At 46.5% G+C, this 26,998-nt stretch carries 13 protein-coding genes; 6 read left to right on the top strand and 7 right to left on the bottom strand.

The features are described from left to right. Positions 1-9: 9 nt before the first annotated feature. Entirely contained in the window at positions 10-885 is an 876-nt protein-coding gene (gene robA, locus EAE90_RS13080; RefSeq protein WP_214053859.1) for an MDR efflux pump AcrAB transcriptional activator RobA, read from the top strand. Here the strand turns inward: robA and gpmB are convergent. Continuing rightward, positions 882-1,529, bottom strand: coding sequence for a 2,3-diphosphoglycerate-dependent phosphoglycerate mutase GpmB (gpmB, locus tag EAE90_RS13075; protein WP_214053858.1), 648 nt, complete (start codon positions 1,527-1,529; stop codon positions 882-884). The two genes, robA and gpmB, sit on opposite strands and share 4 nt — an antisense overlap. 54 nt (positions 1,530-1,583) lie before the next feature. Between gpmB and yjjX the strand changes: the two genes are divergently transcribed. After that, the gene (gene yjjX / locus EAE90_RS13070) at positions 1,584-2,114 is read left to right on the top strand and encodes an inosine/xanthosine triphosphatase (protein WP_036777059.1); all 531 of its coding nucleotides are present in this window, start codon (positions 1,584-1,586) and stop codon (positions 2,112-2,114) included. 36 nt (positions 2,115-2,150) lie between these two features. On the opposite strand, the gene trpR is transcribed toward yjjX, so the two are convergent. Both trpR and sltY read right to left on the bottom strand, forming a co-directional pair. Then, positions 2,151-2,471, bottom strand: a complete 321-nt coding sequence (trpR, locus tag EAE90_RS13065; protein ID WP_214053857.1) for a trp operon repressor — start codon at positions 2,469-2,471, stop codon at positions 2,151-2,153. A 59-nt stretch (positions 2,472-2,530) separates the two neighbouring features. Then, complete coding sequence (sltY, locus tag EAE90_RS13060; protein ID WP_214053856.1) at positions 2,531-4,447, bottom strand: murein transglycosylase; 1,917 nt, start codon at positions 4,445-4,447, stop codon at positions 2,531-2,533. A gap of 371 nt (positions 4,448-4,818) precedes the next feature. On the opposite strand from sltY, the gene ettA reads away from it, so the two are divergent. Further along, a complete protein-coding gene (gene ettA, locus EAE90_RS13055) occupies positions 4,819-6,486 on the top strand; it encodes an energy-dependent translational throttle protein EttA (protein ID WP_214053855.1) in 1,668 nt (555 codons plus the stop codon). A gap of 38 nt (positions 6,487-6,524) precedes the next feature. On the opposite strand, the gene EAE90_RS13050 is transcribed toward ettA, so the two are convergent. The 4 genes from EAE90_RS13050 to serB all read right to left on the bottom strand — a co-directional run bounded on the left by EAE90_RS13050 (position 6,525) and on the right by serB (position 11,703). Continuing rightward, the gene (locus EAE90_RS13050) at positions 6,525-7,271 is read right to left on the bottom strand and encodes an ABC transporter ATP-binding protein (RefSeq protein ID WP_214053854.1); all 747 of its coding nucleotides are present in this window, start codon (positions 7,269-7,271) and stop codon (positions 6,525-6,527) included. A 676-nt stretch (positions 7,272-7,947) separates the two neighbouring features. Further along, a complete protein-coding gene (gene nadR, locus EAE90_RS13045; RefSeq protein ID WP_214053853.1) occupies positions 7,948-9,183 on the bottom strand; it encodes a multifunctional transcriptional regulator/nicotinamide-nucleotide adenylyltransferase/ribosylnicotinamide kinase NadR in 1,236 nt (411 codons plus the stop codon). A gap of 13 nt (positions 9,184-9,196) precedes the next feature. Continuing rightward, on the bottom strand, positions 9,197-10,579 hold the full coding sequence (radA, locus tag EAE90_RS13040; protein ID WP_214053852.1) for a DNA repair protein RadA: 1,383 nt from the start codon (positions 10,577-10,579) through the stop codon (positions 9,197-9,199). A 146-nt stretch (positions 10,580-10,725) separates the two neighbouring features. Continuing rightward, a complete protein-coding gene (serB, locus tag EAE90_RS13035; RefSeq protein WP_214053851.1) occupies positions 10,726-11,703 on the bottom strand; it encodes a phosphoserine phosphatase in 978 nt (325 codons plus the stop codon). A gap of 115 nt (positions 11,704-11,818) precedes the next feature. On the opposite strand from serB, the gene EAE90_RS13030 reads away from it, so the two are divergent. The 3 genes from EAE90_RS13030 to EAE90_RS13020 all read left to right on the top strand — a co-directional run. After that, positions 11,819-12,463: a YtjB family periplasmic protein gene (locus EAE90_RS13030; RefSeq protein WP_214053906.1), complete on the top strand. Its 645-nt coding sequence runs from the start codon at positions 11,819-11,821 to the stop codon at positions 12,461-12,463. A gap of 474 nt (positions 12,464-12,937) precedes the next feature. Beyond that, positions 12,938-14,602: a ShlB/FhaC/HecB family hemolysin secretion/activation protein gene (locus EAE90_RS13025; RefSeq protein WP_214053850.1), complete on the top strand. Its 1,665-nt coding sequence runs from the start codon at positions 12,938-12,940 to the stop codon at positions 14,600-14,602. A gap of 59 nt (positions 14,603-14,661) precedes the next feature. Beyond that, a partial coding sequence (locus tag EAE90_RS13020) for a two-partner secretion domain-containing protein (protein WP_214053849.1) occupies positions 14,662-26,998 on the top strand: 12,337 nt, incomplete at its 3' end.

Raw genomic sequence — 26,998 nt, 5'->3', positions numbered from 1 at the left:
AGGAGATGTATGGATCAAACCGGCATCATTCGTGATTTATTACGTTGGCTAGACAATCATTTAGATCAACCGTTATCACTCAATAATGTTGCAGCTAAAGCAGGTTATTCTAAATGGCACCTGCAACGTATGTTTAAAGACATTACCGGCCAGGCTATTGGCTCCTATATCCGTGCCAGAAGGTTATCACGGGCAGCCGTTGCTTTACGTTTAACCAGCCGCCCTATTCTGGATATTGCTTTACAGTACCAGTTTGACTCCCAACAAACTTTCACTCGCGCATTTAAAAAACAATTTAATAAAACACCTGCACTTTATCGTCTCAGTGAGGAGTGGTGCGCCACGGGTATTCGCCCGCCCATATTGCTGGATAAGAGGTATATTCCCGAAGCAACCTATCTCACTCTAGAGGAACAGCCACTGGTTGGTATAGAGCAGACCTGTTCTTATACACTGGAACAATGGTCCAGTTTTTGTACTGAAATGCGACACAATTTCTGGACATACTATCTGCAAAATGCAGAAGTGTTACCTCCTGTACTTTATGGCCTTCATCATGCAACTCCCAATCCAGAAAAAGAAGATGAACAAACTGTGTTGTACACAACAGCGGTAGAACCCCAATATGCGCTGTTTGATGTGGCAGGCAGCCAACCTGTTACATTACCGGCTGGAGAATACGTCTCATTTAGTTACTACGGCACCAAAGATGGTTTACAGGATTTTCTGTTTACCGTCTATGGTATCTGCCTGCCAATGCTAAACCTGACACGTAGGAAAGGATACGATATCGAACGATATTATCTTACCAATACTCATGACAGAGATAAGGAAGCGGCGAACCATATCATCGAATTTCAGTATCTCATTCCTATCCAGCATTAACGTTGCAGTTCATCCAGTGCGGGCGTATCCAGATGTGTGATATCGCCTGCCGTTTCTACAATCCAGCCTGACGCCAGCCACGGGCTGTGTTGATAATCCACTCTGGACAGAGAGCAATTTCTCAGGCGAAGACGACGTTCAGCATGCGCGGGCAATCCCAGTATGGTGCTAACCAAACATCCCAAAGCAATGCCATGACTGACTAACAACGGCCGACTGCCAACCGGTAGATTACGGCAGCTTTCCAACGCAGCTCTCATACGCTCAGCGAGTTCATCCATCGATTCGCCTTCGGGGATGCGTCCCCCAGGTGTGCCATCAAGGACTTTCTTACGCCAGTTCTCCTCTTCCGAAGTCAAGGAATCAATATTTCTGCGTTCAAGCACCCCCATGTTCAATTCGCGCAAACGTGGCTCCAGAATAATTTCACAACCACAAACCTCAGCAATGATCTCTGCCGTTCGGCGTGTCCGCCCAAGGTCGCTGGTAATAATATGGGTAATACTTTCCGATTTTACTCTTTGCGCCACTAATCTGGCTTGATGTTCGCCTGTTTCGGTCAGAGGGCTGTCAGATTGTCCCTGAATACGACGTGCCGCATTCCATTCGGATTCCCCATGCCGAACAAGATATACCTGTAACATTTTCATTTTCCGTTATACTGCGTAAATACTCGTTCAAAGGATAACTCATCTATTATGTATCACGTTATTGCCGCAACCACCAACCCTGCAAAAATTAAAGCCATTAGTCTCGCCTTTGATGATGTTTTTGGGCCAGGTACTTATCGGATCGAAGATATCAATGTAGACAGTAGCGTCCCACAACAACCTATTGGCAACACAGAAACCCGTACTGGCGCCCGTCAACGTGTCATGGCGGCCAGACAAGTTCGTCCTGAAGCAGATTTTTGGGTCGGCGTGGAAGCAGGTATTGAAGACGATATGACATTTGCCTGGATGGTGGTGGAATATCAGCAAATTCGCGGAGAATCTCGTTCAGCCAGTCTAATGTTGCCAGAGAAAATTCTTGATGGTATTCGAGAAGGCCGAGAATTAGGTCATGAAATGGCTTACCTTACTGGCATCAATAACATCAAGCAGAAAGATGGCGCGATTGGCTTTTTTACTGATGGCATCCTGACTCGTACCAGTGTGTACCACCAAGCTCTGATACTCGCTTTGGTGCCAGTACATCATGAAATTTATAAAGAACTGAACGCCCGTTAAACAGGCATTCACCATTAGGCCGCAGTTGGCGGCCTGCTATTTCAGTAATTGCTGTTCCAACCAAGCTTTCACATCGTTTGAGGCAAATTTCAGGCTATTAGAGCCGCGCGTAATCGTCGCAATACCCACCCCAAGTTCATTTTTCAGCTCGCGTTGACTCATTTTTCCACTCATCAACTCCTTGATGATTCGTACTCTGGTAGCCAGTGCTGTCCGTTCATCTGGCGTCAATAATAACTGTAAAATCGGATGCTGTAGATCTTCAGCAAAAGCCTGTTGGAGTAATGTCACGAAACATTGCCAATCTTCATGATCTTGCGGCGAAAGTGCCGGGTCTGTCAGATGATTCGTCGTCATAATCAATCAGTCATTATACTATTTAACTAGTACGGCAGCATAACATAGTTTGCCATAAATCAATAACGCCTTTGCCACTCCGCATTAGTCAGCACATTTGATGACTTCCCCATGAAATGACTGTAAAAGACATCATAAACCAAAACATTTTTGACATAATTGCGGGTTTCAGAAAATGGAATGCTGTCAATAAAAGCTATCGCATCGAGTCGCCCATCACTGTTAGATAACCAGCGCTCTACACGAGTTGGTCCGGCATTATAGGCCGCGCTGGCAAGTATCCGATTCTTTCCAAAGCGCTGATAAACCGATTCAAGATAAGCAGTACCGATTTCGATATTCGTCAGCGGGTTTATAAGTTGGCTACTGTTTATATATCCCTGGATTCCATTTTTCTTAACCGTATCCTCTGCCGTTTTTGGCATCACCTGCATCAACCCCATTGCCCCGACTGGCGAACTGGCTTGCGGATTCCAGGCACTTTCCTGACGAGCTATCGCCATCGCATAACTTTGAGAAATGTCTTTATTTGCAGTGAAGTGACTAAATTCCCGCGGCCATGCCAATGGAAAACGTTCTTCAAGGTAGTCCCACATTTTTCCAGTTATTGTCGCCTGTACACTAAGAGCCGCCCATTTTTGGTCGAAAGCATAACGCGCCAGTTGCTGTTGTTTTAATTTATCTTGGCTGGCAACCAAGTAGTTCCACTCTATGCGGGCAAGATTATCCATTTGCCAATACAGTAGTTCTCTCACTCTCTGTACTTCGGGCATTGAAGCAATAGCTGCATCCGGCTTTTTTGCGCTATTTATCATCAGCGGATAACTGACATTCAGTTTCTGCGCAGCAACCATTGGATAAAAACCACGGCTTTCTGTCAGCTTACGCAATATTGCCTCACCTTCGCTCTTATTACCCTGTACCAATAGAATGTTGGCTTGCCAATAACGCCATTCCTCTTTATTTTGGTTCTTTAACGGAAGCAATTTTATCCATTGAGCCACACCATGTTCATCTGCATGACCCAACGCCAAACGAATCCGACGCTCAAGCAATGCAACAGATTGGCTATCGCGGATCGCATCATCACGCCACTTTTCTTGTTCATCGCTCACATCGCCCATTAATTGCCAGGCAACAATATCTTTTAATCGCTGATGTTCGCTTGCATTCATCTTTTGCACTCTGACAATTGATGGAATGATCGCTTTTGCCTGTTCCGGATCTTGACGAGCGAAACGCGAGAAAGCCGCTAAAGTGGTAACACGGGTAAAATCAGTCGGCCCGGTATGATTAGCAAAATCCGCTACAGTCGCAGGATCACCCTGCAATTTAATCAGGCTCTCACTGATACTTTTGTATCCCAATGGCAATTGTTTAGCGAGGTAACTGACCAGTGACGTATTTCCCGCTTTTAATGCCAGGTTAATACGCTGTAATATCAGTTTCGCTGATAAATGGCCGCTTTGCTGCCAAACATCAAATAATTTATCGCAACTGGCTGGTAAAGAACGACCATTCAACCAAACTTCTTTCGCTCCCTGCCAGGCAACCTGTTCCTCACCGGCGGCCCATTTAGCAACATAGTAATGACAGCGGGCTGCAATAGATTTCGGCGCAGTAGGAGTGAATGCCAGTATCCCGCGCCACTCTTCGCGACGTGCAAGTTCATTAATAAAACGGGATGATAAAGAACGTGCGGGAGGCAAATTAGGGTGGAGATCAACAAAATCACGAACCTGCGCTGGTGTAGCGAGTGACAGATCCTGAGTCAGCTCCCGATATTGCAGATAAGGATAAAGCGGATAATCTTTCAATGTTGGCATTAGTCGTGCGATTTCAGCTCTATCGCCGATATTCCACGCTTGCTTAATTTGCTGATATCTCTGTCGCTGATTTTCCAGAGAATCAGCGCTTGCTGCTACAGAAATAAAAACTAACCCTATAACTACCGTAAGGTATTGCCACTTAGCCATTATCACGCTCCTCCGGGAGATAAAATCAAACAGGTTAATATTACGAATGCATAAACACCATAATAATATAATTACCACCGCTTACCACATGAATTTATCCTATGATGAGATATATAACCATATATTCATAACAGGTTAGTTTTTTATATAATAAATTGATTCACTTTAACCAACTCAACCTAGGATCATTTTATTCGAGCAATTGGGTTATAGAGTTTATTGACTTAAATCGGGTAAACTGTGACAAATCGTGTTCAGATGAACATCAATAACCTAAACGGATATAATCAGGCATCAACGCGCCCTGTTCATGCGACTTGCTTCGCAAAACAGGCATTATCACAATCAGAGATAGCGAGGCTTATAGCAACGTGGCTCAATACGTCTACACCATGCATCGGGTCGGTAAAATTGTTCCCCCGAAACGTCATATTCTGAAAAATATCTCCTTGAGTTTCTTTCCGGGAGCAAAAATTGGTGTTCTTGGCCTTAATGGCGCCGGTAAATCGACCTTACTGCGCATTATGGCAGGCATCGATAAAGATATCGAAGGAGAAGCTCGCCCACAACCAGGAATTAAAATTGGCTATCTACCACAGGAGCCTAAATTAAATCTGGAGCACACTGTCCGCGAAGCAGTGGAAGAAGCGGTTAGCGAAGTAAAACACGCGCTGACTCGTTTGGATGAAGTCTACGCAGCCTATGCTGATCCTGACGCTGATTTTGACAAACTGGCTAAAGAACAAGGTGAACTGGAAGCGATTATTCAATCCCACGATGGCCATAACCTTGATAACCAGCTTGAGCGCGCCGCTGATGCCCTGCGTTTGCCGCCGTGGGATGCAAAAATCGAGCATCTATCCGGGGGGGAGCGCCGCCGTGTGGCAATCTGCCGCTTACTGCTGGAAAAACCCGATATGCTGCTACTGGACGAGCCAACTAACCACCTTGACGCCGAATCTGTCGCCTGGCTGGAACGCTTCCTGCACGATTACGAAGGTACCGTTGTCGCAATTACCCACGACCGTTACTTCCTTGATAACGTTGCTGGCTGGATTCTGGAACTTGACCGTGGTGAAGGTATTCCGTGGGAAGGTAATTACTCTTCATGGCTGGAACAGAAAGATGCTCGTCTGGCACAAGAAGCCGCAACAGAAGCTGCGCGTCGTAAATCCATTGAGAAAGAGCTGGAATGGGTTCGCCAAAATCCGAAAGGCCGTCAGGCAAAAGGCAAAGCGCGTCTGGCCCGCTTTGAAGAATTAAATAGCGTTGAATATCAGAAGCGCAACGAAACCAGCGAACTGTTCATTCCACCAGGACCACGCTTGGGCGACAAAGTTCTGGAAGTGGAAAACCTAACCAAATCCTATGGCGACCGGGTTCTGATTGACAATCTGAGCTTCTCTCTGCCAAAAGGGGCGATTGTTGGGATTATCGGGCCTAACGGCGCCGGTAAATCTACCCTGTTCCGTATGATCTCCAACCAAGAACAACCCGATTCCGGCTCTATCACGTTAGGTGAAACCGTCAAACTCGCTTCTGTCGATCAGTTCCGTGACAACATGGATGATAAGAAAACCGTTTGGGAAGAGATTTCGGGCGGCCAGGACATCATGCGTATCGGTAACTTCGAACTGCCAAGTCGCGCCTATGTTGGCCGTTTTAACTTCAAAGGTGTTGATCAAGGTAAACGTGTCGGTGAGTTGTCTGGTGGTGAAAGAGGGCGGCTGCATCTGGCTAAACTGCTGCAAGTCGGCGGTAACATGCTGTTGCTCGACGAACCAACCAACGACCTGGACATCGAAACCTTGCGCGCACTGGAAAACGCCTTGCTGGAATTCCCAGGTTGTGCGATGGTTATTTCCCACGATCGTTGGTTCCTTGATCGTATCGCAACCCACATCATTGATTACCAAGATGAAGGTAAAGTCACTTTCTTTGAAGGTAACTTTAGTGAATACGAAGACTATAAGAAGCGGACTCTCGGAGCAGAAGCGCTGGAACCACATCGCATTAAATATAAGAGAATCAGCAAATAATCATATTGAAAATGGCCTGGTAACAGGCCGTTTTCCACTCAATTATTTAGATATAAGCTCATAGTCTTATTCATTATGTTATGTGTAAGATACGTATCATGGATAATCTTTCCTTCTTTCAAAGTAATAATACGATCTGCATGTTTGATAAGCCTATTATCCTGTGAAGCCACAACAACCGTACCTCTTTGGTTATGAGCAATAAAACTTAAGATATCAATAGCTATTTGGCAGTCATAATTATCAAGATAACAGGTTGGCTCATCAGCAAACAAATACCGAGGGCTTTTCACAATGGCGCTGGCTATTGCCACCCGTTGTTTTTCATTATCGCGTAATTCCTTGGGATATATATCTTTCTTGTGTTTCAGGCCAACAATATTCAGTGCCTTGGTTGCCCTGACTGTTGCTTCCTGATGAGAGGTCGTGATTCCACAAGAGAGAGATAATAGCAAATTATCCAGAACCGTAAGTTCATTAGATAAATTAATTCTTTGAAAGATAAAACCACAATTTATCAAATGGAATTTATCTAACTCGAAGTTATTCATCCTCCCCAATTCATTATCAGCAATTAATATTTTTCCTCCGTCGAGAGGCAATAACCCAGAAATCATTGCCAGCAAAGTACTTTTTCCTGAACAGAGATCCCCATTAATCAAAGTAAATTCACCTGGAAAAATAGAAAGAGTGATGTCTGAAATCATTTTCTGGTTAGCTTTACTTTTCGAAAAACCATATGAAATATCAATGGCTTCAATCGTAGCGATTTGATTCAAATTCATTATCTCAGCATAATTAATAGTGTAAGAAATCTGGCATTATCAGTAACTCTTACAGCCAGAGCAATCCGTAAAAATACAGATATTCATCATTATAAGATTACACAAACGAGGGAAAATCATATAAGAAATATCTCAATTGAAAGTATATCAATATTTCTACCAGTGACTATTTCAAATGACTATCTGCATGCTAAAATCAAAATTTCACTAAACAAGATCAACCTACGCCTACCAACCATTCATTAACAATAGGCTACTATCTTGTTAGTACAAATAAAAAAATAACATCAGACAAATAATTTTTTATAGATAAAAACACCTTAATATCATAACAACATGTTAAAATTAATATTTAATCATCATAATAACAGCGCCACATCGAACATTAAATTATTAATAAAAAAATCAACCCTCCCTTATTCCCCAACCAATCAAAAATTTAAAAAAAACTTATTTATAAGCCAACCGGGAAGTATTTAATTATTAATTTTGTTTTTATTCAAGAAATAAATAATCAATAGAAGTATCAAAAATATTAATAGCTGTTATATATTTTATTACTTACAGAAAATAAAAATATCCAGCCACAGTGCATATTGTGATTGGATATATATTTATTAATTTATCATATAAAATATTATATATAAATCTAATTACAAACGATTCAACTAACGTGTCATTTAGGATTAGCCGCTAAAAGTTGCTGAATGAGTTCAATACAACGTAGGAAACGCTGATCATAATCAGGTGAATCCACATTGACATATTCAATATTATTACTTTTCAGCATATCCTCCAGCAGTTGCTGGAACTCTTTACGATCCTGCTCACTGCCAAGACTACGCAAACCATCAGCAACCCAAGGGGTGTTGTTTTCCAGTAGAATCACCAAATCAAATCGGTACTCATCAATTAATGCCTGAACAAACGGGTGTTCACGTCCTTCATATCGCTTACAGAATGCCTGGGTAGTGACAAAATCGGTATCTATAAATGCGACCTTATTCGCATATTTTACGGCAAAATCAATATACTGGGCTTGCCCTAATGCAATCTTGTCATAGTCCGAATATTGCAGCGCCATCTCATCTCCCCCCAGATGAGAAAAAACATAATCACGACCATATTCCCAAGCACTTGTCGTATTAAAAATATTTGCCAATTTGTTAACTAACGTAGATTTACCGCTGGACTCTCCACCAAGAATCGCTACAGTACGAACAAAGAAAGGTTTCACTTCCGTAGGAATATATTCCCAATGACGGAATGGGTCCTGACGAATATGCCGACCACTGATTTTCATAAACGAACGTTGTGGATCGATAAGAATTGTCTCAATTCCTAAATGCTCTTTATATCGGGGAGAATCTTGAGTTTCACTGGAATATATATAAGTTGGATTAATGCCCTTTTTTGCCATAAAGGCTTTCATTCCGTCACTCCACACATCCCAACCATGTGGATAAGGTTCAATTCCCTGTTCATCAAAAGAGTGAATATGGATATTTTTCTGATACTTAAATGTTTGAAGCAACCAGCGCAGACGATCGCTCACCGTGGGTTGCTGAGACATGGAACTGCTTATAAACAACTCCCGATCTCTCGGCTCATCGTGGCAAAGAATAATATGCAACTCATCCACCTGACTACAGGCCCGTTGAATCAGATAGATATGCCCGGTATGCAAGGGATAGAACTTGCCGAATACCACGCCAACAGTTTTATTTTGTACAGGATATTGCAACCTCAGATAGTGATGGAGAGCAGCCAATTTTTGGGCGCTGGGACTTTTAATTTTGTCATTAATTAACTGACTGAGATAACCTTTGGTCATACCACTTGCATCGGCAACCTGTTGCAACGTATAACCTGTCTGTTTAATCGCTTCTTTAAGGTAGTCAAATTGGCCCATATCTCCCCCCTGTTTAATCAAAATCATCCATAACAGATAACGCATCCGCCAACTTTTTCACACCAAAAACTTGCATCTCTGGCAGCGCTTTTTTTGGCATATTGGCATAAGGTACTATCGCCCGTTTGAAACCATGTTTAGCGGCTTCGGATATGCGTTCCTGCCCACTGGGAACAGGACGGATCTCTCCTGCCAACCCAACTTCGCCAAATACAACTAAATCACGGGGTAACGGCCTATCCCGAAAACTGGAGACTAAAGAGAGCAGTAAAGCAAGATCCGCGCTGGTTTCCGCCACCTTAACTCCTCCCACCACATTCACAAACACATCCTGATCGGACATTTGCAAACCGCCATGACGATGAAGAACCGCCAACAGAATAGCCAGCCGGTTTTGCTCCAACCCCACAGCCACCCGCCGTGGATTGGTCATCATTGAGTGATCCACCAGCGCTTGAATCTCCACCAATAGAGGTCGAGTTCCTTCCCATACCACCATGACAGAACTGCCAGCGGTAACTTCATCGCCACGGCTCAGAAAAATCGCTGATGGATTACTCACTTCACGCAATCCCTGTTCTGTCATGGCGAATACGCCAAGTTCATTAACGGCCCCAAAACGGTTTTTATGACTACGTAAAGTGCGAAAGCGGGAATCCGCTTCACCATCAAGCATCACAGAGCAGTCAATACAGTGTTCCAACACTTTCGGCCCCGCTAATGAGCCATCTTTAGTCACATGACCAACCATCACAATGGCAACACCACGAGTCTTAGCAAACCGAGTCAGATAAGCCGCAGTCTCTCTGACCTGAGCGACACTCCCCGGAGAAGATTGAATATCCACCATATGCATCACCTGGATAGAATCAATCACCATCAACTTTGGCTGCTCCTGCTCCGCAATCAGACAAATTTGTTCAATGCTGGTTTCTGACAACATATTCAGATTATCAGCTGGCAACCCCAACCGGTGCGCACGCATTGCAACCTGCTGTAACGACTCCTCCCCAGTAACATATAAAGTTTTCATCTGCGCAGACAATTGACACATCGTCTGCAACAACAAGGTACTTTTCCCGGCTCCCGGATTACCGCCAATCAGAATCGCGCTACCAGGAACAACCCCGCCGCCAAGCACCCGATCGAACTCTTTAAATCCGGTAGAAAAACGAGGAAGTTCTTCCAGACTAATCTCTGATAATTTCTGAACTCTGCTGACGCCAGCATCTCCCGCATAACCACTGAACCGCTCATTACGGGAGGAAGGTGCTGCGGCTAAGCGCACCTCCGTAATGGTATTCCAGGCATGACATGCACTACATTGCCCTTGCCAGCGGGGATAATCCGCCCCACACTCATTACAGACAAATGCCCGCTTTGCTGCTTTCGCCACTCTGCACTCCTAAAAACTCTATACCCGTCATCTTTCAAGTTGCCTGTTTGTTGGCTGCACTCACTCACCCCAGTAACATAGTTCGCTATGCTCCCGGGGATTCGCTCCCTTGCCGTCGCGATGCATCTTGAAATCCATAGGGTATATTAACGCTCTTCGTGTTTGAGACCACCACTTAACACACACAATACTCCCATCAGATCAGCATGACGGATGGTCACTTTCGATTGCGCATAAACCTTCGGTTTAGCATGGTAAGCGATACCTAACCCTGCTTTGCGGATCATCTTCAAATCATTAGCGCCATCGCCAATCGCAATAGTCTGCTCCAATGGGATATCCAGTTTTTTCGCCAACTTCACCAATGTGGCAGCCTTATATTTAGCATCAACAATTGGCCCGATAACCTTACCTGTCAACTTGCCATTTTTGACTTCTAACTGATTAGCTGCCGCAGCCACCAAACGTAAATTCTGACGCAAATGGTCGGCAAAATAGGTAAAACCACCCGATGCGATTGCCACATGCCAATCAAGGGATTGTAACTTACGCACCAAACTGGTCAGCCCCGGCATAAGCGGCAAATTTTCTACAACCTGCCGCAGAATATCAGCATCAGCCCCTGCCAACTGAGCAACTCGTTCCCGCAGACTATCAGAAAAATCCAGCTCTCCTTGCATCGCTCGCTCAGTAATTTCAGCGACTTTATCACCTACGCCAGCCAAACGGGCTATTTCATCAATACATTCAATTTGAATTGCCGTTGAATCCATATCCATCACCAGCAAACCTGGCGACCGCAACCGTGGGATCTGCCCCAAAGGCACCACATCCAACCGACATTCATCAGCTAACCGCTTAATACGCGTAGTCAAATTCCCGGCAATACGTACTACCTGATAATCATCAATGCGCCATGAAGAAACAATGACAATAGCAGCGCCAAGCCGATGCTGAAAATTGCTGATACGTTGTTTATCCAAGCCACGGCCATATATCAACCAACCACTGTCACCAGCCCGGTAATCCAATGGCATAACTTCTTCACCACTTAACGAAAGTGGTAATCCCGGCCACTTATGGACCTCTTCCGGCAAATAGTGATAAGCCAGGTTATTAGACATTAATCCCTACTCCTGTAATCCCACATGATTTGACAGTAAAAAATTGCGCTTCAAACTATCCTCTCTGTACTGCATCTGGCAACATTGCATGGGCCAAAGCCTGGAAGAGATAACTATGATCAAAGCTAAATTAAAATTCCGACTGCATAAAACAGCTATTATATTGATTTGCATTGCTTTATTAGTATTTCTAATGCAGGGCGTTTCCTATTTTAGCCGTTCTCACCAACAAGCCCAGATGGATCAATTTGAGGAATTGGCAAAAACCTTGGCAAAACAAGTCGCATTCAGCTTATCTGATTATATGGAGAGTGGCAGCAAAGATCTTAATAATGAGCAGATACTGGCTAATTTGCATCATCTGACGACAAACAGCCGCATACTTGATGCCAGTGTCTATCTTAACAATGGAACACAGGTTGCTCATAGCGGAGAGAACGTCTCAGTGCGGGATCGTCTATCTTTGGATGGTAAAAAAGCGGGCAGCTATTTTAACTACCAGATAGTCACTCCCATTCCGGGAAAAGATGAACCCAAAGGTTTTCTGCGCCTGACACTGGATACCCACAAATTGGCAACCGAGTCCAAGCAGGTGGATAACACGACTAACTTACTTCGGATCATGATCTTACTCGCTTTAGCAATTGGCTTTATTCTGGCGCATAACCTATTGCAATTAGCCCCAAGCCGCTGGCAACAATCGCCTTATTTGCTGACAGCCAACAGTAAATCAAGTGAAGAAGAGGAAAAATCAGAGTAAAAAAACTTCTCGTTAAATCATTAGTTCACTTTGGTGATTGATTATGACAATCACCAATAATTTAACCCATTCGCATATTTGCTAAGAAACAAATATCCGACAATTAATTAATAAATAATCCAGAGAAAACAATATCCATCATTCACTCAATACCGAAAAGAAACAATTTCAATTGTCACTTTAACTACAATTAAATAATAATATTCTTAGTGACATATATCACATATTTATCAATATATAAAACTAAATTATAAATATCTGACATTAGTTACATAACTCATTAATTAACAAAGTGTTTTTCATTCTTGTTCATTTTCTAACAAAAACACATCCAATTGTTTTTATTAAAGAATTTAAAAGAGACGGTATTTCTCAATCATATCAGTACGTAAATATACATATTGATTATTAAGTCAAATTCATGACTAATAGCGCCCCAAAAATTATATGACGCGTGCGGGATGCCAAAGAATAATGAAAAAAAAGGTTATTATTTTTGCTAGTTTTCTTATTGTAACTACCGATGTTAAAGCCGCTGAAATTTCAGATCAGCAACTCATTCATCAACAAGAACGACAGAAAGCGCTGGAAGCCCAATTAACACCGCCACCGGCGGATATTCGTCTGTCTGTTCCTGAAACAGCAGTACCTTCTAAATTTCCCGTCGATACGCCCTGCTTTCTTATTACGCATGTCGTTCTTGAAGGCACGGAACATTTTCCTCACTGGTTACCTTTAAAACGTTTAGCCCAACAGGGAGAAAATCACTGCCTGGGCACCCAGGGGATTAATATATTAATGACTCGGATACAAAACCGGTTAATTAATCATGGCTATGTCACGAGCAGAGTATTAGCTCCCAGTCAGGATCTTAATTCCAAGACATTAAAACTCATGATCATACCGGGCAAAATTGGGCATATTCGCTATACCGCTGAAAGTGGCAATTATATCCAACGGATAACCACATTCCCTCCCCGCGAAGGAGAACTGCTTGACTTACGGGATATTGAGCAGGGATTAGAAAATTTACAACGCTTTCCTACTGTTCAAGCCGACATGGAAATTGTACCGAATGAACGGTTAGGAGAAAGCGATATCGTACTGAACTGGCGTCAGTCAAGACATTGGCGACTCGCTAGCTATCTGGACGATTCGGGTTCTAAAAGCACTGGGCGTTACCAAGGCGGATTAACTTTATATCTGGATAATCCTCTTGCGTTGAGTGATCTATTTTATATCTCCGGTGGGCGCGATATTCACTCCCCTTCTGGCCGCAGCAGCAAAAACTACACCATCCACTACTCCCTACCGGTGGGATACTGGATGGCAGGCATCACTGCCAGTAATTACGATTACAACCAAAAGGTAGCCGGGCCAAGTAAAGACAACAAATACAGCGGTAAAAGCAAAAACCTGAATGTCCAGCTCAGCCGAATCCTGCATCGTAACGCCAGCCAGAAAACTGTGGTTAACGGCGAAATTTATCGTCGTACATCCAAGAGTTTCATTAATGACCTGGAAATCGATGTACAACGCCGGGAAACGGCTGGCTGGAAATTGGGATTATCTCATCGTCACTACATCGGTAGTGCCACCGTGGATGCCGGAGTGACTTACCAACAGGGAACACGCTGGTTTGGGGCACAGCCCGCACAAGAAGAGGTCCGCGGTAAAGCGACCGCCTTACTTAAAACAACCCAGTTTTCTGCGGCACTTTCTGCGCCATTTACCCTATTTTCTCAGCCATTCATCTACAAAACCCAGTACTTGCGCCAAATAAGCGCCAGACCGTTGACGCCACAGGATCAATTTTCAATTGGCAACCGCTGGACCGTACGCGGATTTGACGGCGAACGCACGCTAAACGGAGATCATGGCTGGTACAGCCGTAACGAACTGGAATGGCAAACGCCGCTGAATGGTCAATCCCTGTATATGGGCATGGATTACGGCGAAATTGGCGGGCCGGGGAATGAGCAACGACTGGGAAAACATCTGGCGGGCGGCGTTCTGGGCTGTCGCGGCAGTCTTAAAGGCGTGAGCTATGACCTGTTTGCTGGTATCCCGTTATCCAAACCGGATGGCTTTCAAACCTCATCAGTCACAACCGGATTCAGTTTGTACTGGCAGTACTAATTCAAAATAACAACGCAGCCAAAGTTATCCCAGATAAAAAGTGTTAGTGGAGAAAAACAATGAACAAGCATCTGTATCGTATTATCTTTAACAAAGCCCGGAACATGCTGATGGTCGTGGCCGATATTGCCACCTCCGGGCAAGGTAGTACGGTACGCCGCCGCAGTCGTCGGCAGTCACCCCAATGCCTTTGCCGACTAACGGCGTTACGACTGAGTTTGTTATTGGCGACCGGCAGCATCTCCCTAACAGCGCAAGCAAATATTGTGGCCGACGGACAAGCACCGGGTAATCAGCAACCGACTATCCTGAACAGCGCAAACGGTACGCCACAAATCGATATTCAGACCCCTAACGCCGCGGGTATCTCGCGTAATACCTACAGCCAATTTGATATCGATCAACGAGGCGTCATCCTTAACAACAGTCACAATGCTGTCCAAACTCAACTGAGCGGCATGGTGGCAGGCAATCCTTGGCTTGCCAAAGCAGAAGCCAAAATCATTCTCAATGAAGTGAACAGTATTAACGCCAGTAAACTTAATGGCTGGATAGAAGTCGCCGGACAAAAAGCCGACGTTATTATCGCCAACCCGGCGGGCATCACTTGCAACGGCTGTGGATTCATTAACGCCCATCGCGCAACACTCACCACAGGACAGGCCATGATGGAACAAGGCCGACTGAAAGGCTTTGATATTGACCGGGGAGAAGTCCGCATAGAAGGGCTGGGACTAGACAGCTCACAACAAAATTACACCGAAATTATTGCCCGCTCGGTGGTAATCAACGGCAAACTGCACGCGAAAGATCTAAAAATCACAACCGGACGTAATATCGTTGATGCAGCTCACCAGAACATTGAGAAAAAATCTGCTGACAGCAGCAAGAATCCATCATTTACGCTGGATGTAGCAGCTTTGGGCGGCATGTACGCCAATAAAATCATGCTGGTGGGTACCGAATTTGGCGTAGGGGTACGTAACGCCGGCCACATCGGAGCAACCGCCGGTGAAGTTCGCCTCACGGTTGATGGACTGATTGAGAACAGCGGCACAATTGCCGCACGAAGCAATACCATAATCAAAGCGGAGTCGATACAAAGCGCCAGCGGCAGCACCCTATCCGCCGGTATTGATAATAAAGGAAAAGCCACGCTGCCCGGATCGCTGACACTGACCGCCAAACAGCACATTCAGGCCAATGGAAAAAATCTGGCAACCAATACTCTGGAAGCACAGAGTAAAAAGATTGATCTCAGCGGCAGCCAAACTTCTGCTAACAACATTCAACTCACTGCCAGTCAGCAAGAGGTTAGCACCGCCAACGCTACAGTCACCGCTGACAGCTTTACAGCTAAAACACCAGGCCAATTTAACAATGACGGCGGCATACTGGTAGCACGAGAAATCAACTTAACGACTCCAGACTTATCCAACAAGCAGGGAAAAATTAATCAAACCGGCAACGGCGAGCTGGTACTGAACACCCAAACACTGAATAACCAAAGCGGGACCCTTCTCAATGAAGGGAAACGATTGGCTATCACCACAAGAAATCTGGACAACCATCATGGAAAAATCGCCAGTAATGGGAATGACCTGAACCTAACCGTCCACGAGAAAGCAGACAACACAGAAGGAGGGACAATTCAACTCGCCGGCAGAGGTAAACTGTCCCTCACTGCCAAGACGCTGAATAACCAAGATGGCGAGATTAAAGGTAATGGCAACCTGAAAATCGACGCCGCCACCTTGGATAACAGCAAAGGCAAAATCATAGCAGCCAAACAAGGCGCTTTGGAACTGACTGTTGATGATGCTCTGAATAACCAAGATGGACACCTGGAAGCCGGTCAAGATATCCAACTTACCGCAACACAGCTTGATAACAGCCGGGGAAAAATCGCTGCAACCGGTGGCAGCACAGAACTGATCATTGGGAAAGACATTGAAAACGTTGACGGACGAATCGAAGCCAAAACAGAGCTCACCACAAAAAGTCAGGCGTTGAATAACCATCAAGGATCATTACTGGCTCAGCGAATAGATAGCCAAACCAAAGGACATAAATTCACCAACACCGCAGGACAAGTTATTGCTCAAGAAAAACTCACCCTAAACAGCGGTGAGCTGGATAACACGTCTGGTCTGTTACAATCCGACAGTGACATGATAGTCAATACTCATGGACAGAAATTGACTAATACTAAAGACACTAAAAATAGTGACGAAAAAGAGATCAAAAAAGGCACCATATTAAGCAAAGGTAATCTGGAACTCCGTACAGGGGATATCAACAACACCGCCGGCATTATTTCCGCTAAAGGAAAAACCACCCTTAACGCCGGTAACGTTAACAATACCGACGGCCAACTCTTGTCACAACAGATGGCGGAACTGACCACACAAGCATTAGATAACACTCGTGGACAGATCCAATCAGAGTCAAGCCTGTTGTTGGATACCCAAAACCAAGCCCTGACCAATATCGACAGTGGCAAAACTGGCGGTATCATTGCCAAAAACTCATTACGTATTTCCAGCGGTAAACTGACTAATAATGCGGGCGTTATCCTTGGTCATGGCATTCACATCGATACCCATGAACAACGGCTAAGCAACCAAAAAGGCACCATAGAGAGCAAGAAAAATCTGCAACTTGACAGTGGAGAGCTCGACAGTACCAGTGGACAAATAAAATCTGATGGCGACATGACATTAGACACCCACGGGAAAAAGCTCACCACCGCTAAAAGTAGCGACACTGGCGGTGTCACCAGTGAGGGAACGCTCACCTTAACGACAGGCGAGATCGACAACCACGATGGCACCATCAGCGGTACAGGAACGACAACGATAACGGGTGGAGACCTCCACAACCAACGAGGAAAACTTGTCAGCAAGACCAGTTCACTGACATTAACGGTAAACAACACTGACAATAGCGGTGGACTACTGCAATCCGCGGGTGATCTGACACTAGATACACAAGGTGGGCTACTAACCAACACCAACAGCGGCAAAGAGCGGGGCATAATCAGCATAGGCAACCTGAAGCTGACGACCCAAGGCGTCAACAACGATGCTGGCCTAATCCATGCGGGTAAGAACTTGATCCTTGACGGGCAGAAGGGAACCATAACCAACCGCAACAGCCAGCCTAATCAGGGTATCCGTAGCTCAGGAGACTTGACGCTGACTGCAAGTGCTATTGATAACCATCAAGGATCTGTAGAAGCTGATAAACAACTCACCGTAACATCCGGGACCGTTGACAATACCGGTGGTCTGTTGAAATCCGGCACAGCCCTGTCGCTCAACACCCAAGGCCAAAAGTTAATTAACGCACAGAGCGGAGAAAAACGCGGTATCCGCAGCGGCAGTGATCTGACACTGGAGGCCGGTGAAATTGATAACACCGCTGGCGTGATAGATGCACAAGGTGAAACCACGCTAACTAGCCAAAACCTCAACAACACCGGCGGTAAAATCCTCTCGCGGAAAAAAGCCGATCTGACAACACAAGCGGTCAACAACCAACGTGGGCTGATACAATCCGCAACCGGTCTGAAATTAGATACACAACAGCATGAACTGACTAGCACTGACGGCGGGATCATCGCAGAAGAGGCTTTAGAACTGGCTACCGGTAAACTGATCAACGATCGCGGATCTATCCGTGGTGATCAAACCCACATTAACACTCATCAGCAAGCGCTGAGCAATGTGGCTGGCACCATAACCAGTAAGAAAAACCTACAGCTCGACAGTGGAGAACTCAATAGTACCGGAGGACGAATAGAGTCTACCGGCGATATGACGCTGACCACTGGCGATATTAACAACCAAAACGGTGTGATTATCGGTACAGGAACAACCACCGTTACCGGCGGTGAACTGAAAAACCAAGGCGGAACCCTCGCCAGTGAAACCAGCGCACTCACATTGACCGTGAAAAAAACCGATAACAGTGGCGGCCTGTTGAAATCCGCGAGTGATCTGACACTCGATACACAAGGTGAGCTACTGACTAACCTCAACAGCGGCAAAACCGGGGGCATAATCGGTACAGGCAATGTCAAGCTGACCGCTCAAAGCATCAATAACGAAGCTGGCTGGATCCATGCGGATAAAAATCTGACTCTAGATGGGAAACAAGGCAAAATAACCAACCGCAACAGCCAACCTAAACAGGGGATCTCAAGCCAGGGAGAGTTGACAATAACCGCGGGCGCTATCGATAACCAACAGGGAAGAGTCATCGCCGATAAACAGCTCAACGTGACATCAACAGGAACCGTTGATAATACTAGCGGCAAAATACTCAGCCAGAATCAACAACTCACCATGAATACCGGTGAACTGAATAACACCAGTGGTTTGCTGCAATCCCAAACAACTCTTTCACTCAACACCCACGGCCAAAAGCTGACTAATACGCAAAGCGGGGATGACCTCGGCATACGCAGCGGCAGTGACTTGACCTTAGAAACCGGTGAAATTGATAACACCGCTGGCAAGATAGATTCACAAGGCGAAACCAAACTAACTAGCCAAAACCTCAACAACACTGACGGTAAAATCCTCTCAAAGGGAAAAGCAGATCTGACAACACAAGCAGTCAACAACCAACATGGACTGATACAATCCGCAACCGGTCTGAAATTAGATACACAACAGCATGAACTGACCAGCACTGGCGGCAAGATCGTCGCGGAAGACGCTTTGGAACTGACTACCGGTAAACTAATCAATGACCACGGCGATATTCGTGGTAACGAAACGCACATTAACACCCATCAACAAGCACTAACCAACGTGGCTGGCACCATATTCAGTAAGAAAAACCTACAGCTCGACAGTGGAGAACTTAACAGTACCGGAGGGAGAATAGAGTCTACCGGCGATATGACGCTGGATACGCATGGAGAAAAACTGACCACCGCTAAAAGCGGTAAAACTGGTGGTGTTTTCAGTAAAGGGACAATGACCCTTACCACCGGTGAAATCGACAACCAAGATGGTTTTATCAAAGGTACAGGAACAACCATCGTTACCGGCGGTGAACTGAAAAACCAAGGCGGGACCCTCGCCAGTGAAACCAGCGCACTCACATTGACCGTGAAAAAAACCGATAACAGCGGCGGCCTGTTGAAATCCGCGGGTGATCTGACACTCGATACACAAGGTGAGCTACTGACTAACCTCAACAGCGGCGAGACCGGAGGCATAATCGGTACAGGCAATGTCAAGCTGACCGCTCAAGGCATAAATAACGAAGCTGGCTGGATACATGCGGATAAAAATCTGACTCTAGATGGGAAACAAGGCAAAATAACCAACCGCAATAGCCAGCCTAAACAGGGGATCTCAAGCCAGGGAGAGTTGACAATAACTGCGGACACCATCGATAACCAACAGGGAAGAATTATCTCTGATAAGCGACTCAACGTGACATCAACAGGCACCGTTGATAATACCAGCGGTAAAATGGTCAGTCAGCAGCATCAACTCACCATGAATACCGGTGAACTGAATAACACGAGTGGTTTGCTGCAATCCAAAACAACCCTTTCTCTTAACACCCACGGCCAAAAGCTGACTAATACGCAAAGCGGGGATGACCTCGGCATACGCAGCGACAGTGACCTAACCCTAGAAGCCGGTGAAATTGATAACACCGACGGTAAAATCCTCTCGAAAGGAAAAGCCGATCTAACAACACAAGCAGTCAACAACCAACGTGGACTGATACAATCCTTAGCCAGTTTGAAATTAGATACACAACAGCATGAACTCACTAACACCGATAGCGGTAAAAACGGAATCGTCGCAGAAGATGCCTTGGAACTGACTACCGGCAAACTAATCAATGACCGCGGATCTATCCGTGGTGAGCAAATCCTCATTAACACCCATCAGCAAGCACTAAATAACTTGGCTGGCACCATATTCAGCAAGAAAAACCTACAGCTCGACAGTGGAGAACTCAACAATACCGGAGGACGAATAGAATCTATCGGTGATATGACACTCGACACACATGGAGAAAAACTGACCACTGCCAAAAGTGGCGATACCGGTGGCGTTATCAGTAAAGGAACATTGACGCTAACCACTGGCGAGATCGACAACCAAGACGGTGTGATTATCGGCACAGGAACAACGATCGTTACTGGCGGTGAACTGAAAAACCAAGGCGGAACCCTTGCCAGTGAAACCAGCGCACTCACATTGACCGTGAAACAAACCGATAACAGCAACGGACTGTTGCAATCCAAGGGTGATCTGACACTCGATACACAAGGTGAACTACTGACTAACCTCAACAGCGGCAAGACCGGAGGCATAATCGGTACAGGCAATGTCAAGCTGACCGCTCAAGGCATCAATAATGAAGCTGGCTGGATCCATGCGGATAAAAACCTGACTCTAGATGGGAAACAAGGCAAAATAATCAACCGCAACAGCCAGCCTAAACAGGGGATCTCAAGCAAGGGAGAGTTGACAATAACCGCGGACACTATCGATAACCAACAGGGAAGAATTATCTCTGATAAGCGACTCAACGTGACATCAACAGGCACCGTTGATAATACCAGCGGTAAAATGGTCAGTCAGCATCAACAACTGGAACTCAATACCGGCGAACTAAATAACGCCGGTGGTCTGTTGCAATCCCACACAACTCTTTCACTCAACACTCACGGCCAGAAGCTGATTAACACTCAAAGCGGAGATAAACACGGCATACTCAGCGGCAGTGACCTGACACTGGAAGCCGGTGAAATTGATAACACCGCCGGCAAGATAGATTCACAAGGCGAAACCACTCTAACCAGCCAAAACCTCAACAACACCGACGGTAAAATCATCTCGCGGAAAAAAACCGAGCTGACAACACAGGCGGTCAACAACCAAAGCGGACTAATACAATCCTCAGCCAGTCTGAAACTGGATACCCAACAGCAGAAACTAACGAATACCAATAGTGGAAAATTTAACGGAATCCTCGCACTAGATGGCTTAAAACTGATTACAGGTGAACTCATCAATGATCTCGGATATATCCGTAGCGATGAAACACATATTGATACGCATAAACAGACATTAAGCAATCTAACTGGCACTATAGTCAGTAGGAAAAACCTACAACTCGACAGCGGCGCGTTAGACAGTACCGGTGGACTAATAAAGTCTGACGGCAACATGACGATAGATACTCACGGAAAAAAACTGACCACCGCCAAAAGCGGCGATACCAGAGGCGTTATCAGTAAAGGAACTATGACCCTTACTACCGGTGAAATCGACAATCAGGATGGTGCGATCATCGGTACAGGAGCAACGACAGTTACTGCTGGTGAACTGAAAAACCAAGGCGGAACACTCATCAGCGAAAAAGATGCGCTGACATTATCAGTGAACCAAACTGACAATAGCGGCGGCTTGTTGCAATCCGCAGGTAAGCTGACTCTCAATACGCACGGCCATTCCCTGACCAATAAAAACAGTGGTGATCGGGGCGGTATCCGCAGCCAGGACGACATGTTAATTACCAGCGGTGATTTACATAATCAGGCTGGTATGATTACCAATCGCAAAATCGCAACCGTAAATAATACTGAAGACACCATTGTTGGCACCCAACAGATAAAGCTGATTACCCAAGCATTTAATAACCAACAAGGCACCGTCGATTCTGATGGCAACCTGAACCTCAACACTCAAGGCAAACGCCTGGATAACGTCGGCGACAAAGACAAATCAGGCAAATTATCTGCTCAGGGCGATTTAACACTAGATATCGGAGAATTAAACAACGATGCTAGCTTTATAGCCGCTGATGGCAAAACTAAGATTACCAGTACAACCCTCTCCAATAAAAAAGGACTGATTGCTGGCAATAGTGGACTGGAGATTCATAGCCAGACGCTTATCAACAACAATGGTTCATTAAAATCAGCAAAAACTGTCAATATTGACACAAACGGACAGCTACTGGACAACCAACATGGCCGTATTATTGGCGATGACAACACCACAGTTACCAGTGGCAAACTGAATAACCAACACGGACAAATTCAGGGCAAAAAACTCACCATCGACACCGGGCAAGCCGATACGGATAACCAAGACGGTAAGCTGTTGTCAACAGACACCATGAGCCTGAATACTCACCAGCTCGACAACCGCCGCGGGCAGGTCAACGCCATAGGTGACGCGACGATTGACTCGCAAAAACAAACGAACAACACTGGCGGCTTTATCCACAGTGACCACCAACTGACACTTAAAACAGCAGAACTCATTAACCGGGAGACTAATCACCCTGACCAGGGTATCGAAGCCCAAGACCTGATAATTGAATCTCAACAAGTGGATAACACCCAAGGCGCATTACGGGGAACCAACCGCCTGCAAGCCATCATTAACCAGTCACTGAAAAACGAACAAGGACTAATCTCCGGTGGAAAACAACTCATCATCAAAGATGAAACCCAGAAACTGACAGTAAATAACCAGCAAGGTACACTGATTGGGAGTGAAAAGGTCAATATTAAAGCCAACTCCTTGAGCGGTGACGGCCAGACCTTATCACAGGGCGATATGGAGGTAATATTAAAACAGGACTTCCACAACACTGGTAACATCGCCGCCGACGGTAAGCTATCTCTGAAAACCGACGGCAACATTATCAATGACAGCACAATTAAAGCCTGGCAAACATTGCATCTGGGAGCCCAAAACCTCACCAATACCCAGACTGCGGAAATCAGTGCCAAGCAAACCGAAGTCAATGTCCGCAACACACTGACCAACACCGGACTCATTGACGGCGAATTGACCCATCTCACCGCCAAAGTACTGGACAACACCGGAACCGGACGTATTTACGGTGACCAAATAGCCCTCAAGACTGGCACTCTCAATAACACAGCAAAAGATGGCAAAGCCGCTGTCATTGCCGCCCGGGACCAATTAGATATCGGCACCGGGACTCTCAACAACAGTGACCATGCCCTGATTTACAGCGTGGGTGACATGCGCATTGGTGGACAACTGGATGAGAATCTGACTGCTACCAGTCTGGCCGGGATGCTCAACAACGACGCGGCAACCATTGAGGCCGGAGGTGACCTAAGGATTGATGCCGCTATTATCAAAAATACCAACAAAGGTCTAGTCACCCAGATCGTTGAAACAGAAAAATCTCAACATCATGAAGCGGTACTCAGTGGTCACACTACCCGCTATGACTGGTCACAAGTGGACACCTCCTATCGAAACAGATATGGCATACGCGATGCCATTATGCCGGACGGTAGCAGAGATAATGAATTTTACGAGTATCAGTATACCCGTACCGTTACAGAGACCCAGATAAAAGAGAACAACCCAGGTAAAATTCTGGCCGGCGGTAATATGACAATCAATAGCACGATGCTGACTAACAACGACAGTCAGATCATAGCGGGTGGAATACTAGGGGGTGATATTGACGAATTGCACAATAACGCCACTAAAGGCGAACGTATCACCGCAGATGAAGGCAGTGAAATCCGCTGGTACCCTAAAAAGAAAAAACGTCGACTGAGAAAGAGTAAAAGATCCCAAGGAAAAGACTGGAGTGATTATCGCCCGGCACCGATAATCGAAACCATTGACCTGAAAGCCCTGGCCTGGAAGGGCAATACCCGCCCTGACACCACCGGCATAACGATAGGTGACAGGCAGCAAAGTCATGTTCAAAGCGCGCCGGCTAGGATTAACCAGACCTCAAGAATGGCGGAAGCCGGTGAAGTTACGTTCACAAACGCCACTATCAATGCCATCACACTACCGAACAGGGACATACCGATCGATCGTCCATTTCTTTCTCCTACAGGCCAACAAACTGAGCAGATATTATCGTCCGGCACAGTAGCACTACCAAACCGAGACACACTACCTGAACACCCCACACTTCCACCTACCGGTCAACAGACTGAGCAAATATTATCGTCCGGCACGGTGGCACTACCAAACCGGGACACACTGCCTGAACACCCCACACTTCCGCCTACCAGTCAACAGACTGAGCAGATATTATCATCCGGCACAGTGGCACTACCAAACCGGGACGCACTGCCTGAACATCCATCACTCTCGCCGACTCAACAAACTGAACGGGTACTCCCCCCTGTGACGATCACTCTACCAAACAGTGGTACATTAGATGAGCGCCCGCTGGTGTTACCAACAGGCCAACAATTTGAACTGACGCTACCGTCTGATACCGTTAAAGGTCAAAGCGTCGAACCCCTTATCCGTATCATTGCTCCAGATACCCGCCTGCCGGACAACAGCCTGTTTGTCGTACAGCCGGGCAGTGACAGCCATTATTTAGTGGAAACCGACCCTAAATTCACCCAATATAAAAAGTGGCTAGGCACGGATTACATGCAACAACAGTTAACCCGCGACCCGTCACTAGCGCACAAACGCCTGGGAGATGGATTCTACGAACAACGCTTGGTACGTGATCAAATCACCCAACTGACTGGTCAGCGTTATCTGGCCGGCCACAACAACGATGAAACCCAGTTCAAAGCGTTAATGGAAGCCGGTGTTGCCTTCAGCAAACAGCAACAGCTCACCCCCGGCATCGCCTTGAGTCCCTCTCAGATGGCGCTGCTCACCTCTGACATTATCTGGCTGACCAACCGGAACGTGACTCTGCCAGACGGCACCACGCAGGTGGTCACCGTGCCACAGGTCTACGCTCGCGTAAATAAAGGCGACCTGACCGGTGACGGCGCCCTGCTCTCCGGCAAAAACGTAACAATAAATAGCCGAAAAGATATTACCAACAGCGGCTCCATCAGCGGACGTGAAATCACCAAATTGACAGCCAGCAATCTGACCAACAGCGGCTTTATCCAAAGCGGCAAAGTGGATTTAACCGCCCGGCAGGACATCACCAACCTCGGCGGACAAATTCGGGGCCGTGACCGCGTTTCTGCACAGGCAGATCGGGATATCACCAGTGCCTCTACCTTGCGCGGAGCAGGTGCTGACCGTTGGCAAGATCGGCCTGCGGGCATTTATGTCCAGAATGACAACGGCACCTTATCGCTAAAAGCCCTCAACAACATCCATCTCACGGCCAGTGATGTGGAGAACGCGGGCAAAGACGGTCAGACAGAGATAACAGCGGGCCTCGACTTGACTCTGGACACCCTGCGCACTCATCGCACAGAAAACAGTGACTGGGGGAGCGACAACTATCGCCATCTGACACAACAACGTGACGTCGGTAGCCAGATAACCACCGCCGGCAACCTGGCACTGCGAGCGGGTAAGAACCTCAATGCTACCGCGGCTAACGTGAACGCCGGTCAACAGCTTACCGCTCAGGCCGGGAACAACATCACACTAGATGCCGGTACCGCTTCATCCGACCTGGTAGAACACAGCAAACAGACCAGTAAAGGCTTACTCTCCAAATCCTCCGTCGAAACCCACGACGAAGTGCATGAACGCCGCGCACAGAGCACCACGCTCAGTGGCGACAGCGTGACTGTACAGGCCGGGAATAACCTGAATATCACCGGCAGTAACGTAGCAGGCACTCAGGACGTTAATCTGGCCTCAGGCAATCAGCTCACCATCACCACCGCTGATGAAGCCCGCCATGAAACGCACTTCAAACAAGAGAAAAAATCCGGTCTGATGGAGACCGGCGGTATCGGCTTCTCCGTCGGCAAAGCCAGCCAAAAATCCACTACCGATATCGACAGCAACCTCAACAAAGGCAGCACGGTAGGCAGCAGCCAGGGCAGTGTGACATTCAGCGCCGGAAAACAGCTCAACATTCACGGCAGTGATGTCGTGGCGGGCCAAGATATGCAACTTTCCGGTCAAAACATTAACATCACCAGCGCGGAAAACAGTCACACCGCCATCACCAAAACCGAACAGAAACAAAGCGGCCTGACCGTGGCGCTATCCGGCACCGCAGGCGGGGCCCTGAATTCCGCCGTTCAAACGGTTCAAGCGGCCAGAAGTGAAAGTGACAGCCGTATCAAAGCTTTACAGGGCACCAAAGCCGCTCTTAGCGGAGTACAGGCTGTCCAGGCAGCCCGTCTGGCCGACGCTAAAGGCGGTGACGACAAAGCCAATAACAATCTGGTGGGCGTCAACCTCTCCTACGGCAGCCAGTCCTCCCGGTCAGAACTGAAACAGCACCAGACCACTCAACAGGGCAGCAGCTTGATGACCGGCGATAATCTCACCCTCACCGCTTCCGGCACACCAGACCAGAACGGCGATATCCGCATTCAGGGCGGCCAGTTGCAGGCGGGCAAAGACCTGCAACTCAATGCCAGCCGGGATATCCAGCTCTCATCCA

The sequence above is a fragment of the Photorhabdus caribbeanensis genome, assembly GCF_018448885.1.
Classification (GTDB): domain Bacteria; phylum Pseudomonadota; class Gammaproteobacteria; order Enterobacterales; family Enterobacteriaceae; genus Photorhabdus; species Photorhabdus caribbeanensis.
Note: the sequence above shows the minus strand (reverse complement) of the source record. Positions and strands in the feature narration are given on the sequence as shown.

Coding starts and splice junctions, on each gene's coding strand:
- robA (WP_214053859.1), top strand. CDS start 10: ATGGATCAAACCGGCATCATTCGTGATTTATTACGTTGGCTAGACAAT.
- gpmB (WP_214053858.1), bottom strand. CDS start 1,529: ATGTTACAGGTATATCTTGTTCGGCATGGGGAATCCGAATGGAATGCG.
- yjjX (WP_036777059.1), top strand. CDS start 1,584: ATGTATCACGTTATTGCCGCAACCACCAACCCTGCAAAAATTAAAGCC.
- trpR (WP_214053857.1), bottom strand. CDS start 2,471: ATGACGACGAATCATCTGACAGACCCGGCACTTTCGCCGCAAGATCAT.
- sltY (WP_214053856.1), bottom strand. CDS start 4,447: ATGGCTAAGTGGCAATACCTTACGGTAGTTATAGGGTTAGTTTTTATT.
- EAE90_RS13050 (WP_214053854.1), bottom strand. CDS start 7,271: ATGAATTTGAATCAAATCGCTACGATTGAAGCCATTGATATTTCATAT.
- nadR (WP_214053853.1), bottom strand. CDS start 9,183: ATGGGCCAATTTGACTACCTTAAAGAAGCGATTAAACAGACAGGTTAT.
- serB (WP_214053851.1), bottom strand. CDS start 11,703: ATGTCTAATAACCTGGCTTATCACTATTTGCCGGAAGAGGTCCATAAG.
- EAE90_RS13030 (WP_214053906.1), top strand. CDS start 11,819: ATGATCAAAGCTAAATTAAAATTCCGACTGCATAAAACAGCTATTATA.
- EAE90_RS13025 (WP_214053850.1), top strand. CDS start 12,938: ATGAAAAAAAAGGTTATTATTTTTGCTAGTTTTCTTATTGTAACTACC.